Here is a 14,089-nt window from a genome sequence, read left to right on the forward strand (position 1 = left end):
TTCCAATTATAAACAATCAAGTTGTAAATTTGTACTCAAATTGTATGAAAATGTTTGATGTTCAAAAAGTAAGAGCTGATTTTCCCATTTTATCGCAAAAAGTAAATGGCAAACCCTTAGTGTATTTTGATAACGGAGCTACTTCGCAAAAGCCACAAGTGGTTATCGATGCTATTTCCAAATATTACAGCGAAATCAACGCGAATATTCACCGTGGTGTACATACGTTGAGTCAATTAGCTACTGATGCGTATGAAGTGTCGCGAAATACGATTCAAAATCACTTAAATGCAAAGCACAATCACGAAATCATTTTTACTTCGGGAACTACTTTCGGAATTAACTTGGTGGCGAATGGTTTTGCAAGTTTTTTAAATGCAGGCGATGAGGTGATGGTTTCGGCATTGGAACACCACAGTAATATTGTGCCTTGGCAATTTTTGTGTGAAAGAACAGGAGCAAAGTTGGTCGTAATTCCAATGAATGAAAAAGGAGAATTAATCCTTTCAGAATTCGACAACTTACTTTCCGACAAGACGAAAATCGTAACCGTAAATCACATTTCAAATGCCTTAGGGACGGTTAACCCAATTGAATACATCATCAAAAAAGCACATGGAGTAGGGGCAGCTGTTTTAATCGACGGAGCACAAGCAACACCGCATTTACGTCCAGATGTACAAGCATTGGATTGTGATTTTTATGTGTTTTCAGGACATAAAGTGTGTGGACCAACAGGTGTTGGAATTTTATATGGAAAAGAAGAATGGTTACGCAAATTGCCACCCTATCAAGGCGGAGGCGAAATGATTGCTGAGGTTACATTCGAAAAAACAACTTACGCGGATTTACCACATAAATTTGAAGCGGGAACACCCAACATCGAAGGTGGAATTGTTTTAGGAACTGCTATTGATTATATGAATTCGATTAGCTTTGATAAGATTGCAGCTTACGAACAAGAATTATTAGATTACGGAACCAAAAGATTACAAGAAATAGCAGGGTTAACGATTTACGGAACGAGTGAAAACAAAGCTTCGGTTATTTCGTTTAACATAGAAGGAATTCATCCGTATGACATTGGCACAATTATCGATAAGTTAGGTATAGCGGTTAGAACCGGTCATCATTGCGCCCAACCTATTATGAATTTTTTCAATATTCCAGGAACGATAAGAGCGAGTTTTGCTTTTTACAATACCAAGGAAGAAATTGATATCTTTGTAGAAGCGGTTAAAAAAGCGCAAATGATGTTATCTTAAAAATTATCAGATGAAAATAATTACATTTTTAGCAACTTTGATCATCACAATTACCGGGTGTAATTGTCAAAAAAGCGCTATTCATTCTAACGGATTAGCTGAAGAAGGATATTCAAACAACAATCAATCTGAAGTGGTGATGCAAAACAATATACCTGTAATAAAGTATGAAGCTATGGCTCGTAATATTTCGCTCAACATAAAAGTTGAAAATCAAATATTGTATGTTTCACGTGTGCGCGATTTTAAAGATTATGAAGAAAAAACAAAAATTTCAGACGCTGATTGGCAAGAAATTTCAACATTAGCAAAAGCAGTTGATTTGTCTAAAGTGAAAGATATGAAATGGCCAACAGAGAAAAGATTTTACGATGGAGCTCCTCATGCCAATATCACTTTTATTTCAGAGGGTGTTGAATATCCGGCTAATGGTTTTGATCATGAATTTCCACCAGTGGAAATAGAAAAATTGGTAAATAAAATTGTGAAATTGACCGAAAAATAAAATGACAATTAAAGAAATACAAAATGAAATTGTAGATGAGTTTTCAATGTTTGACGACTGGATGCAACGCTACGAATACATCATCGAATTAGGAAAAACACTTCCGTTAATTGACGAACAATACAAAGTAGACGAAAATATCATCAAAGGTTGCCAATCAAAAGTTTGGGTTCATGGCGAAGAACAAGACGGAAAAATAGTGTTCACTGCTGATAGTGATGCGATTTTAACCAAAGGAATTATCGCAATTTTAATTCGTACGTTTTCTAATCAATCGCCAAAAGACATATTAGATGCTAATACTGATTTTATTGACGAAATAGGATTAAAAGAACATTTATCACCAACCCGAGCAAACGGTTTAGTTTCGATGATAAAACAAATCAAAATGTATGCCTTGGCATTTCAATCGAAGCAATAATTAAATATACAAGTTTTCGGATTTACTGAACACTTTTTACTGAACACTGAATACTAAAATAAAATGGAAGAATTTAACGATACAATCAACTTAGGCGAAAATGTAGTCAAAGTTTTAAAAGGAATTTACGACCCAGAAATTCCAGTAGATATTTACGAATTAGGATTAATCTATGACGTGATGATTAATGAGGACAATGATGTAAAAATCTTAATGACCTTAACATCACCAAACTGCCCAGTAGCCGAAACGTTACCTCAAGAAGTAGAGGAAAAAGTAAAATCTATCGATGAAGTAAAATCTTGTGAAGTCGAAATTACTTTCGACCCACCTTGGAGCAAAGATTTAATGAGCGAAGAAGCAAAATTAGAATTAGGAATGCTTTAAATAAGTAAGCAGTGTTCAGTTAATAGTTAGCAGTTTTACTGAACACTAATTCCTGAACACTGAACACTAGAATATGGACGAAATAGTAAATAAAGTAGCGCAAAGTTCTTTGATGGTATTCGATTTAGAAGATTACTATCCAGACGAGTATGTGGTAGATTTAGATATTTCGCAATGGTTGTTGGAAGGATTTATCTTAAAAGAATCTGAATTCAGAACACAATTAAAAGCCACCGATTGGTCTAAATATGAAGATAAATACGTAGCATTATATTGTGCTACAGATGCTATTTTACCTGCTTGGGCTTTTGCATTGGTCTCTGTTCATTTAGCGCCTCATGCTTTAAAAGTTATTCAGGGCAATAAAGAATTAGCAGTTATTGAATGGTATCAAGATGTTCTAAATAAATTAGATTATACAGATTATTTTCAAAAACCGGTAATTCTAAAAGGCTGTTCTAAAAAATCAGTTCCTAATCAGGTGTATACTCTGGCCATTCAAAAATTAATTAAAGTAGCAAAAAGCGTTATGTTTGGAGAGGCTTGTTCAGCTGTTCCGCTCTATAAAAAATAATTTATATCGTTTATACTTTCATTTTATCTTTAAAATTTGGTGCTTTTAAGTAAATAACTACTTTTGCTCCTTCAAATTTTAAAATATAGATAAATGAGAAAATTTTTAATCCCTCTATTATTAATCGTTTCAAGTCTTTTTGCACAAGAAACAGCTACAGATTCAACAAAACATTGGACTAGAAAAGGAGTTTTTACTTTTTTAACAAATCAATCTTCTTTTAGTAATTGGCAAGCAGGTGGTCAAAACAATTTTGCTGGTAATGTTGGTGTAAATTACGATTTCAATTATAAAAATGGTGATTGGAATTGGGATAATAAAATCATTGCATCATACGGTTTAACTAAAATCAAAGGCGCAGACACTCAAAAAACAGATGACAGACTGGAGTTTAATTCACTTTTAGGAAAAAAAGCTTCTGGATATTGGTTTTATTCTGCTTTTTTCAACTTTAAAACACAGATGGATGCTGGTTTAGATCCTGCTACGCAAACGGTTAGAATTTCACATTTCTTTTCACCAGCTTATTTCCAATTTGGACCAGGTATGTTATGGAAAAAAAGTGACAATTTAAAAGTAAATATTGCTCCTGCAACATCAAAATTAATTATGGTTCACAAACATTTTACAGAGTTTGGTTCTTCTTTTGGTGTGGAACAAGGTGAAACTTCTAGATATGAATTAGGAGCTGCCGTAAATGGGTATTACAAATTCAAATTAATGGAAAATGTTTCGGTTGAAAACACTTTGAATTTCTATTCTAATTATTTAGAGGACCCACAAAATGTTGACATTGATTACCAATTAAATATTGTAATGAAAATCAATAAATTTTTATCAACAAACTTTGCTTTTCAAACGATCTATGACGACAACGCGTTTAGAGGATTTCAAACAAAACAAGTTATTGGCTTGGGGCTGAACTATGGTTTTTAATTCATGATGATTTAAACAAAACAAAAAGACCTCATTTGAGGTCTTTTTTTATTCGTTTTCGACAGCGTCTTTATAATCTGGATATAAAAATTTGTTATAAGGAAATCTCGTAATATGAATTTCTCTAACCGCTTCATATACCTTTTCTCTAAATTCTTCAAAATTTTGTTTGTTAGTAGCAGATATGAAAAGTGTATTGTTTTCACCAAGTTTACTCATCCAAGTGCTTTTCCATTCTTCTAAAGTATAATGTTTTGTGGTTTTTTCAATACTTAAATCGTTTTCATCAAAATAAACTGATTTAAAAGCATCAATTTTATTGAAAACCATAATCGTTGGTTTATCTGCACTTTTGATGTCTTGCAAAATTTGATTTACAGAGGCAATATGATCTTCAAAATCAGGATGCGAAATATCTACCACATGGAGTAACAAATCGGCTTCTCTCACTTCATCTAACGTGCTTTTAAACGACTCAACCAATTGTGTTGGAAGTTTTCTAATAAATCCAACTGTATCACTTAAAAGAAACGGTAAGTTCTTAATTACGGTTTTACGAACCGTTGTGTCTAAGGTTGCAAATAACTTATTTTCTACAAATACATCACTTTTACCAACAGCATTCATCAAAGTAGATTTTCCAACATTGGTATAACCTACTAAAGCAACACGGACCATAGCACCACGATTGCTTCGTTGTGTTGCCATTTGTTTGTCGATAACTTTGATTTTTTCTTTTAGTAAAGATATTCTATCACGTACAATACGACGGTCGGTTTCAATTTCGGTTTCTCCAGGACCACGCATTCCAATTCCTCCTTTTTGACGTTCAAGGTGTGTCCACATTCCGGTTAAACGGGGTAATAAATATTGGCATTGTGCTAATTCTACTTGCGTTCTTGCATAAGAGGTTTCGGCGCGTTGTGCGAAAATATCTAGGATAAGATTGGTTCTGTCCAAAACTTTACAATCTAATTCTTTGGTGATGTTTTTGGATTGTGAAGGGGTTAATTCGTCGTCAAAGATTACAGTTTTGATATCGTTGTCTTTGATATAGTATTTTATTTCTTCTAATTTCCCAGTCCCTACAAATGTTTTAGGATTCGGTTTATCCATTTTTTGGGAAAAACGTTTCACAACGGTTCCTCCTGCGGTATAGGTTAAAAACTCCAATTCGTCAAGATATTCGTTTAGTTTATCTTCACTTTGATTTTGAGTTACAATTCCTACTACGATTGATTTTTCAAAGTCAATAACTTCTTTCTCTAACATATTCTTTCATTAAGAACACAAAGGTACAAAATAGAACGCATAAAAAAAGCGACTCAATCGAGCCGCTTTTGAATGTATAAGAATTGTAATTAGTTGATTACAATATTATCAATTTGCATAGTTGTAGTTGGTCCACCAGTTCCGTTTCCAACGTATTCAAATACGAAGAAACCATTTCCAGTAATACCAGCAGGGATATTATAAACACCACTTGGAGTAAAGTTTGTTGGATATCCTGAAGGCAATCCAGGAGAAATTGTAAAACTTGAAGTGATGTCTGTTAATGTTGCAGTAGTAATCTGCGTGCCTGGAGTATAATTTGTAGTATAATATACTTTTAACACATTACCATTATGGAAACCAGCTTTACTTTCAAATGAGAAAGTACTTGCTGCAGTCATGTCAACAGGAACAATAAACAATGTACGATTAGCTTCTGCAGTTCCACCAAAAGATGTCATTTGGATGTATTTGTTTCCACCAAAAGTTTTCACTTGCCAATATCTACTTCCTACCGCTGCATCATTGATGTATTTTGGAAAAATTTGTTGATTAGATGTAGTGTATGAAGTAAATGGCTCGTTTAACGTTGCGTCATATACTATAGCAGAACCACCAATTGGAGGATTCATGTCGATAGTTAATCTTGGATTAGTTAAATTCACGTCATTTAACGTTCTAATCATAAATTGGAAATCACTTCCGTATTTTGTTAAAACACCTCTAACTTTACCGTTCTCAGAAGGAATTGTATTTGCGGCGAATGTAGCAAATTCACTTACTCTAACGATGATTTTGTTTCCAAATTCATCCGTAATTTCATTGTTTGTTGCGCCTCCTAAATCATTAGTTGCATCATAATATGTTTTACCAGCAAATGCATCAGTAAACTGAACCGCGTCAAACTCAATCAACATATTTAAATATTGATTGTTTTTAGCTTGAGTAATTGTTAAATGTTTAACGATGTCATTTTCGTCAACTTTTGTACAACCTCTGGTAATTACATTTTCGTATGCAACACCAGAAATTCTACCTACTTCGTCGTCTGAAGGATCGCCAATAGTTCCATTGTTATATAAAGCACCAATTTCTAATGAAGAAATTTGTGAATTATTATAAAAATATAAAGAATCCATTTTAATGAAAACTTTTCTTCCTGGTTCATATTTTGTATAAAGGTTATAAGCATCGATTGGCATCGTAAAACCTTTTGTACCATCAACAGAAACTAAAGAGATTGATTTGTAAAAATTTCCTCCTTCATCACTTGAAGTAACATAAGCTTCAATTATTTCTTCTACAGCAACATCAGTGTTTTGGTACATTTGAGTTGTAGAGGTTGCTAAAGCAGCTACATCTTGAACAGTTTTGTTTGCTGTTAAATCATTACAGTCACCAGATAAGTTTGGTGTACCATAATCGTCGCCGTTAACACAACTTGTTAAAGTTGCAAATACAGCAGCGGTTAAGATTAATTTTAAATTTTTCATAGCTATTAGTTTTTAACAATTTTAATGTTATCCAATTGACAAGTTGTAGTAACTCCAGATTTGCTTCCAGTGTATTTGAATGCAATTCTAACGTTGTCACTTTCATACGTACTTAAATCAATGTTTCCACTGCTAGTAAATACGTCATCAGCTGTTGGCGTAGCAAAAGTTAACGGTGTCCAGGTTGCAGTTGCAATCCCAGCTGTAGTTCCATCATAATCTGTTGAAACATATGCTGTCATAGGATAGCCATTTGAAAATCTTGTTTTAGTTGCAAATGATAAAACTTCACCTGTTGAAGCAGTAAAATCTAAAGCTGGAGTAATTAACCAAGCCACATCATTTGTTCCAGTTGCTGAATAAAATGACGAAAATTCAGCATAGATATTGTCGTCAAATGTTCTAGCATGCCATAAACGCGTTGATAATGGCGTTGATGTTGATCCATTATAATTTACCCATCCTTCTAATGCAATTGCTACTTCATTTGAACCGCTTCCTGTTGGAGACGAAGAAAAACCTTCATTAAAAGCATAGTTGTAAACTGTTGGAATAACATAATCGTCATCTCCAACGCAACTTGTTAGTGTACTTGATACAAGTCCTAACAAAAATATTGTTTTTAAAAATTTAATTTTCATAGAAAAATTTTTTAGAAGTTTATGTAGAAGTTAACAAAGAACGTTCTTCCATATCCATAAAAATATTTAGAACCAAAAGAAGGTGTTCCGTTTGCTTGGTCAGCTTGTAAATCAGGGAAAGTTGCTTTTCTTGATTGTTCAAAACCACCTGTTTTATATTCAATATCAAATAAATTGTTTACAGATGCAAAGAAACCTACTGTATTACGATTTGCTTTACTAATTCTCCAAGATTTTCCACCTGTTAAGTTTACTAATGTAAAACTGTCAAATTTTTCTTGTTTTAAAATGTCTCTAACAGTTTCTTGTGTTGCACCAGAATAATTATCTCCAGTTGAACTATCAATACTGAAGTTATCAGTTCTTAAAATACTTGCAATGTCAATATAACTATCGGCTAAGTAGTTCACATTTGCACCCACCCACCAGAAGTGAGGATCTCTATATTCTAAACCAAAAGAAGCCGCTGTTTGAGGCATACCTGCTTGGTGATAATTTTTAAGATAAACAGTTCCAAAATCGGTTAATGAATTATTTCCAGCAGCAGCTAAAGCATCATCGTTAGTTTTTAGTTTTGCATTATCTGAATAAATATATTGACCATAAGAAGCAGCAGCAGTAGCTTTAATAGTTGAAGTAATTTGATACTCTAAACCTAGTTCAGCACCCATGTTTTGTTTGTCAATTCCGGTTACGATTTCACTTACAAATGTATCTTCATCACCACCATCTTCACCTCCTCCAATTCCTTCTCCGTAGAAGAATGAAATTTCAGTTGCATCATTAATTTTAGAATAGAATCCTGTTAAACGCGCTTTGAACTTAGGCGCTCTTAAGATATAACTTGCATCTGCACTTGTAACGCTTTCGCTTTGTAAATCTGGAGTAATTACGTTGTTCATTCTAGCATTTGAAAAAGTATTTCTTAAGCTAGGTGCTTTTGTTTGGTATAAACCGTTGAAATCTAAATAGTTTCTTCCGTTTAATTTATAAGTTATACCTCCTTTGAAACCGAAGTTTTCGAAAGTTACGCTTTTTCCTTTTCCAAATGAATTGTCTGCATAAATACCATTTCTATATAAACCTTCTCTTTGGTATTCTGATCTAGAAAAAGATTGCGCTAAATAGAAATCGGCTTTATCATATGAAAATTTGAACTGTGTAAATCCGTCAAATGTTAATGCGTGTAATAAATAATTGTACCCATAAGTATCACCTTCAACAACTTGTCTGTTTGGATTGTTTAAGTCAGACTGAGCCGCATCTCCTGTATAGAAAGCATCAATATCAGAAAAATATTGACCACCTAATAAATCTAATAAATTTTGGAAATTATGAGAACGTAATTTTCTAACATTAACACCAGCATTTAAGCTAATGTTGTCTGATAAACTTGAGTTAATAATTGAATTAGCATTCAATAAATTATCATCTGTTCTGTCTTCATACAATACATAAATACTTCTTCCTGCAAAGGCACTATTTTGATTGGCCATATACATAGCATTCCAGTCAATTTGTGAATGAGTTTTGAAATAATTTTCTGCATTTTGAGCATCTAAATTTTGGTATAATGGAGTTACACCATCTGCTTCAAATAATTGATTTCCAGCATCATCATATACAAAATCATCCCATAAAGAAGGTTGATTAGCATAATAACTCGGTAAATTTCTGTAGTAAGTTGGGTCAGGATTGTTACCCAATTGATAATCTAATCTTGAGTTTCCAATAGATCCTGTTTGGAAAGCAACATTAGTATTTAAGTTTGTTTTTTCAGATAACTTCCAGTAGTGAGATAACATTACCATTGGCTCTTCAATGTCTTTATCTCTAGAATTACGTTTTTTTCCGTTTTGCCATCCCCAATAAGAGTTATATTTAACTCCCATTAAATCATTAACTTCTTTAGTATTTGGAGATGTTTTTCCTCTACTGTTTTGAGCATACATAGCAGTTAAATTCAAACTATGTTTGTCGTTAAATTTTTTCTCAACACTTGCAAATAATGAATTTGCGCCATAATCTGTACCTTCAAAGTAACCTTCTTGAGCCCATCTTCTTGAACCAGAAACTACAAACGCCCATCCGTCTTTATCCATTCCTGAAGCATGTGTTCCCATCATTCTCCAGCTGTAGTTTGTGTTTGTTCCAGACATAGAGATTCTTGTTCCTGGACGGTAAAAAGAAGCTCTTGTGTTGATTTCTTGTGTTCCTAATGCGCCACCAAAAGTATAATCTGAAGGAGCAGAACCCATTGTAAATTCTTGATTTCTAGTAGCATCATTCAAACCTCCCCAGTTACTCCATTGAGGTCTTCCATCATATAATTTGTTCATTACAATACCATTAATCATAGTGGTACCATATTCGTTGTCTAAACCTCTAATTCTAAAACGAGCTTGTCCCCAGTTGAATGCAGCAGCTTGTTGATAAGTATCACGAGTAGCTTGAAGCAATCCCGAAGTACTTTCAGATCCACTGTTGTCATCTCCTAAGTCGTTTTCTGTAATAGTTACTAAACTTAATTGTTGCTCAGAAGTAATATCTTCTTCTAATACAACAACTCCTAAATCCATTGTTTGTCCGTTAGATGGTTCTAACATAAAAGTCTGTTGGCTGTATCCTGTAGATTTAACTACTAATACTTGGTCTCCAGCAGGAATAGTTTGAAATACAAAATTTCCGTCAATATCTGTAAGGGCAGATTGGTTGGTGCTTTGAATAGTAGCAACAACATTTTGTAATGGTTTTTGACTTTTAGCATCGATAACCTTACCTTTTAAGGCTGGATTTTGCTGTGCAAAAACAAAAACAGCTTGCAACACTAGTAAAGTGCTTAATACAAGTTTTTTCATAAAGAATATTAAAATTAATACTAATTTAATGTTAAGACGTTAAAAACTTAACAGCCTACAAATGTATAACATTTAATAATATTATTTACCTTTGGCACCCAATTTGTGTTAAACTTGATAATAATATAACATACATTTTATGAAAATTAAGCATTCAATCGCCCTATTTATTGTGATTTTATCAATAAGCAATGCTTTTGCTCAAGATAAAAAATTTAAAGTGCATACGGTGGCATTTTACAATTTCGAAAATTTATTTGATACGATAAATGACCCAGATACTTATGATGAAGAATATACACCTGCTGAAGGATGGACGTTAAAAAATTATAAGAAAAAACTTGATAACTTAAGCAGAGTACTTATTGAACTAGGAACAAGTGAAAGTCAAAAGAATTCTCCAGTTATTATTGGTGCCTGTGAAATTGAAAACAGAAGAGTTTTAGAAGATTTAGTAAAACATCCTACTTTAATCAATAAAGGTTATAAAGTAGTACATTTTGATTCTCCAGACAAACGTGGTATCGATGTTGGGTTTCTATACCAAGAAAAACATTTTCAACCTACAAGTTACATAAATGTGCCTTTATATATTTATGAAAGCGAAACCGTTTCTGATAAAAAAGACAAAAAAGAAGAAGAAGAGGTAGAAGAAAATGTTAACTACGATAAAAAAACAAAGCGTATTTATACTCGTGACCAACTTTTAGTAACAGGTTTATTAGATGGTGAAGAAATCAATATAATTGTAAATCACTGGCCATCTCGTTCTGGTGGAGAGAAAAAAAGTAGCCCATATAGAGAAGCTGCTGGTAGATTAAACAGAAAAATTATGGATTCTATCATTAAAATCAATCCCAATGCTAAAATCATTACAATGGGAGATTTAAATGATGGCTCTTATAATAAAAGCGTTAAACAAGGAATTGGTGCGAAACTTAAAAAAGAAGAACTAAAAAAACCTGCGGATATTTTTAATCCATTTGAACAAATGGCAAAAGATGGTCATGCAACTTTGTTTTACAGAGATTCTGGTGATATTTTTGACCAAATTATGGTAAGCGAAGAATTTATCCCGAAAGACAAAAACGACTATTCAACATTCAAATATTGGAAAGCAGGAATTTACAACAAACCTTTCTTAATCCAAAAAACAGGACAATATAAAGGCTATCCGTTGCGTAATCAAAATGGCGTTCCAGGGTTTTCAGATCACTTCCCGGTCTATATTTATTTAGTACAAGAAGTAAAATAAAATATTTTATAAAGTTAAAAAGGTTAGTTGCTTAAATTGCAGCTAACCTTTTTCTTTTTCTGTAACTTTACATTTTAATATTTAAAAAATGGGAATAGCTAAACCGTTCAACTTACAAAAGTGGATTAAAGAAAATAAGGCGTTACTTCAACCACCTGTAAGTAACAAAAATTTATATGTGGAATCTGACGATTATATCGTAATGATTGTAGGTGGACCAAATGCCCGAAAAGACTACCACTATAACGAAACCGAAGAATTATTTTACCAATTAAAAGGTGAAATAACTGTTTATATTCAAGAAGATGGACAAAAGAAAGCGATGAAGCTTTCGGAAGGCGACATGTATTTGCACCCTGCTAAAGTGCCACATTCACCAGCAAGAACAGAAGGTTCGGTAGGTTTGGTAATTGAAAGGAAGCGCGCTGGAAAAGGTTTCAACGATGGCTTACTTTGGTTTTGCGACAACTGCAATCATAAATTACACGAAGTCTATTTTGAATTGCATAACATTGAAAAAGATTTTCTACCGCATTTCCAAGATTTTTATAATTCAGAAGAAAAAAGAACATGTAAACAATGTGGTACTGTAATGGAAACAAATCCTAAGTTCACAATTAAGAAATAATCGCTACGTAACATAAGCAACATTCTATTTAAAATATATTTTTTACATTTGTGAAAATTTAACAAAAACCGAAAAAAAAGTTATAAAATGATATCTGAAGCAGCAATTCAATTTGGTATGCAAGAAGCTTTGCAACAATTAGGCATTAAAGAAATTAACGAAGGAACATCAACAGGTTCTAAGTGGTTTTCTAACGGAAAAATTATCGAATCATACTCGCCAGCAACAGGAGATTTGATTGGAAAAGTAAAATCTTCAACAAAAGAAGATTACGAAACAGCTATGAGTGCTGCAGAAGAAGCTTTCAAAACATGGCGTTTGGTTCCAGCTCCAAAAAGAGGGGAAATCGTGCGTCAAATGGGAGAAGAATTGCGTAAACACAAAGAAGCATTAGGAAAATTAGTGTCTTTTGAAATGGGTAAATCGTATCAAGAAGGTCTTGGAGAAGTTCAAGAAATGATTGATATCTGTGATTTCGCAGTAGGTTTATCTCGTCAATTACACGGATTAACGATGCACTCGGAGCGTCCAATGCACAGAATGTATGAGCAATGGCATCCGTTTGGAATTGTTGGAATCATTTCAGCTTTCAACTTCCCGGTAGCAGTTTGGTCTTGGAACACAATGTTAGCTTGGATTTGTGGTGATGTTTGTATTTGGAAACCAAGTTCAAAAACGCCTTTGTGTGGTGTGGCTTGTCAAAACATCATTCAAACGGTATTAGAAAGAAACAATTTACCAGAAGGAATCAGCTGTTTAGTAGTAGGTAACGAGTCTGGAGATTTAATCAATAATGACAAACGTATTCCATTAGTATCGTTTACAGGTTCTACAAGAATTGGTCGTCACGTATCAAAAACTGTGGCTGAGCGTTTTGGAAACACTATCTTAGAATTAGGTGGAAACAACGCAATTATCGTTTCTAAAGAAGCCGATTTATCAATGGTATTGGTAGGAGCAGTATTTGGAGCGGTAGGAACAGCAGGTCAACGTTGTACATCAACTCGTAGATTAATTGTTCACGAAAGTGTTTACGATAAAACATTAGACGTTTTAGCAAAAGCATATGCTCAGTTAAAAATTGGAAATCCATTGGATGCTAACAATCACGTAGGTCCACTTATCGATAAAGGTGCAGTTCAAGATTACTTAAACGCTATCGAAAAAGCAAAAGCAGAAGGCGGAAGAGTAATTGTAGAAGGTGGTGTTTTAGAAGGAAAAGGATACGAAAGTGGTTGTTATGTAAAACCATGTATTATCGAAGCGAAAAACGAATTTGAAATTGTACAACACGAAACATTCGCTCCAGTTTTATATGTAATGAAATATAGCACAATTGAAGAAGCTATTGCAATGCAAAATGCAGTTCCTCAAGGATTATCTTCTTCTATCTTTACCAACAACATGAGAGAAATGGAATTATTCCTTTCTGCTGCGGGTTCTGATTGTGGTATTGCTAACGTAAACATTGGAACTTCTGGTGCTGAGATTGGTGGTGCTTTTGGTGGTGAAAAAGAAACAGGTGGTGGCCGTGAATCAGGTTCTGATGCATGGAAAGCATATATGAGAAGACAAACGAATACAATTAACTACGGAACAGCGTTACCGTTGGCTCAAGGTATTAAGTTTGATTTTTAAAATAAGTGATTAGTGAAAAGTAATTAGTGATTAGTTACTTTTTGGATATAGAAAACCCTGTAAAATTTGATTTTTGCAGGGTTTTTTGTTTGTAATTTTGTTTGTTTTAATTTAGAACCACGCGAAAGGATTCGCGAGGGACAGTAGGATACAAAACAGCCCATTTAACCAAATTAATTCCTTTATCATTAAGTGCAATTGAAAAAAGAAAGCCAA

13 protein-coding genes are annotated in these 14,089 nt (G+C 33.5%); 9 read left to right on the top strand and 4 right to left on the bottom strand.

Annotated elements, in window-relative coordinates; translation table 11 throughout:
* The first annotated feature begins 50 nt into the window (after positions 1-50).
* The 6 genes from G4L40_RS02065 (at position 51) to G4L40_RS02090 (ending at position 4,088) form a co-directional block, all read left to right on the top strand.
* The gene (locus tag G4L40_RS02065; RefSeq protein ID WP_166235615.1) at positions 51-1,265 is read left to right on the top strand and encodes an aminotransferase class V-fold PLP-dependent enzyme; all 1,215 of its coding nucleotides are present in this window, start codon (positions 51-53) and stop codon (positions 1,263-1,265) included.
* 10 nt (positions 1,266-1,275) lie between these two features.
* On the top strand, positions 1,276-1,770 hold the full coding sequence (locus G4L40_RS02070; RefSeq protein WP_166235490.1) for a hypothetical protein: 495 nt from the start codon (positions 1,276-1,278) through the stop codon (positions 1,768-1,770).
* A 1-nt stretch (position 1,771) separates the two neighbouring features.
* Positions 1,772-2,191, top strand: a complete 420-nt coding sequence (locus G4L40_RS02075) for a SufE family protein (protein WP_166235491.1) — start codon at positions 1,772-1,774, stop codon at positions 2,189-2,191.
* A 63-nt stretch (positions 2,192-2,254) separates the two neighbouring features.
* Positions 2,255-2,578, top strand: coding sequence for an SUF system Fe-S cluster assembly protein (locus G4L40_RS02080; RefSeq protein ID WP_026725381.1), 324 nt, complete (start codon positions 2,255-2,257; stop codon positions 2,576-2,578).
* A gap of 73 nt (positions 2,579-2,651) precedes the next feature.
* Complete coding sequence (locus G4L40_RS02085) at positions 2,652-3,152, top strand: DUF2480 family protein (protein ID WP_166235492.1); 501 nt, start codon at positions 2,652-2,654, stop codon at positions 3,150-3,152.
* Positions 3,153-3,245: 93 nt separating this feature from the next.
* Entirely contained in the window at positions 3,246-4,088 is an 843-nt protein-coding gene (locus G4L40_RS02090) for a DUF3078 domain-containing protein (protein WP_166235493.1), read from the top strand.
* A 48-nt stretch (positions 4,089-4,136) separates the two neighbouring features.
* On the opposite strand, the gene hflX is transcribed toward G4L40_RS02090, so the two are convergent.
* The 4 genes from hflX to G4L40_RS02110 form a co-directional block, all read right to left on the bottom strand.
* Positions 4,137-5,360 carry a GTPase HflX gene (hflX, locus tag G4L40_RS02095; protein WP_166235494.1) on the bottom strand — a complete coding sequence of 408 codons (1,224 nt, stop codon included), beginning with the start codon at positions 5,358-5,360 and terminating at the stop codon, positions 4,137-4,139.
* Between the two features lie 89 nt (positions 5,361-5,449).
* Positions 5,450-6,853 carry a DUF5689 domain-containing protein gene (locus G4L40_RS02100; protein ID WP_166235495.1) on the bottom strand — a complete coding sequence of 468 codons (1,404 nt, stop codon included), beginning with the start codon at positions 6,851-6,853 and terminating at the stop codon, positions 5,450-5,452.
* 5 nt (positions 6,854-6,858) lie between these two features.
* Positions 6,859-7,494, bottom strand: a complete 636-nt coding sequence (locus G4L40_RS02105) for a choice-of-anchor J domain-containing protein (protein WP_166235496.1) — start codon at positions 7,492-7,494, stop codon at positions 6,859-6,861.
* Positions 7,495-7,505: 11 nt separating this feature from the next.
* The gene (locus G4L40_RS02110) at positions 7,506-10,352 is read right to left on the bottom strand and encodes a TonB-dependent receptor (protein ID WP_166235497.1); all 2,847 of its coding nucleotides are present in this window, start codon (positions 10,350-10,352) and stop codon (positions 7,506-7,508) included.
* Between the two features lie 139 nt (positions 10,353-10,491).
* Between G4L40_RS02110 and G4L40_RS02115 the strand changes: the two genes are divergently transcribed.
* The 3 genes from G4L40_RS02115 to amaB all read left to right on the top strand — a co-directional run bounded on the left by G4L40_RS02115 (position 10,492) and on the right by amaB (position 13,873).
* Positions 10,492-11,607 (top strand): endonuclease/exonuclease/phosphatase family protein, encoded by a 1,116-nt coding sequence (locus G4L40_RS02115; RefSeq protein ID WP_166235498.1) that lies wholly within the window; start codon positions 10,492-10,494, stop codon positions 11,605-11,607.
* 88 nt (positions 11,608-11,695) lie between these two features.
* Positions 11,696-12,235, top strand: coding sequence for a 3-hydroxyanthranilate 3,4-dioxygenase (locus tag G4L40_RS02120; protein WP_166235499.1), 540 nt, complete (start codon positions 11,696-11,698; stop codon positions 12,233-12,235).
* 87 nt (positions 12,236-12,322) lie between these two features.
* Positions 12,323-13,873, top strand: a complete 1,551-nt coding sequence (gene amaB / locus G4L40_RS02125; protein WP_207785305.1) for an L-piperidine-6-carboxylate dehydrogenase — start codon at positions 12,323-12,325, stop codon at positions 13,871-13,873.
* Positions 13,874-14,089 lie beyond the last annotated feature (216 nt).

Origin of the sequence: Flavobacterium celericrescens, from assembly GCF_011392075.1 — a bacterium.
Classification (GTDB): Bacteria; Bacteroidota; Bacteroidia; order Flavobacteriales; family Flavobacteriaceae; genus Flavobacterium; species Flavobacterium celericrescens.

Coding starts and splice junctions, on each gene's coding strand:
- G4L40_RS02120 (WP_166235499.1), top strand. CDS start 11,696: ATGGGAATAGCTAAACCGTTCAACTTACAAAAGTGGATTAAAGAAAAT.
- G4L40_RS02065 (WP_166235615.1), top strand. CDS start 51: ATGTTTGATGTTCAAAAAGTAAGAGCTGATTTTCCCATTTTATCGCAA.
- G4L40_RS02110 (WP_166235497.1), bottom strand. CDS start 10,352: ATGAAAAAACTTGTATTAAGCACTTTACTAGTGTTGCAAGCTGTTTTT.
- amaB (WP_207785305.1), top strand. CDS start 12,323: ATGATATCTGAAGCAGCAATTCAATTTGGTATGCAAGAAGCTTTGCAA.
- G4L40_RS02070 (WP_166235490.1), top strand. CDS start 1,276: ATGAAAATAATTACATTTTTAGCAACTTTGATCATCACAATTACCGGG.
- G4L40_RS02085 (WP_166235492.1), top strand. CDS start 2,652: ATGGACGAAATAGTAAATAAAGTAGCGCAAAGTTCTTTGATGGTATTC.
- G4L40_RS02075 (WP_166235491.1), top strand. CDS start 1,772: ATGACAATTAAAGAAATACAAAATGAAATTGTAGATGAGTTTTCAATG.
- hflX (WP_166235494.1), bottom strand. CDS start 5,360: ATGTTAGAGAAAGAAGTTATTGACTTTGAAAAATCAATCGTAGTAGGA.
- G4L40_RS02105 (WP_166235496.1), bottom strand. CDS start 7,494: ATGAAAATTAAATTTTTAAAAACAATATTTTTGTTAGGACTTGTATCA.
- G4L40_RS02100 (WP_166235495.1), bottom strand. CDS start 6,853: ATGAAAAATTTAAAATTAATCTTAACCGCTGCTGTATTTGCAACTTTA.
- G4L40_RS02080 (WP_026725381.1), top strand. CDS start 2,255: ATGGAAGAATTTAACGATACAATCAACTTAGGCGAAAATGTAGTCAAA.
- G4L40_RS02115 (WP_166235498.1), top strand. CDS start 10,492: ATGAAAATTAAGCATTCAATCGCCCTATTTATTGTGATTTTATCAATA.
- G4L40_RS02090 (WP_166235493.1), top strand. CDS start 3,246: ATGAGAAAATTTTTAATCCCTCTATTATTAATCGTTTCAAGTCTTTTT.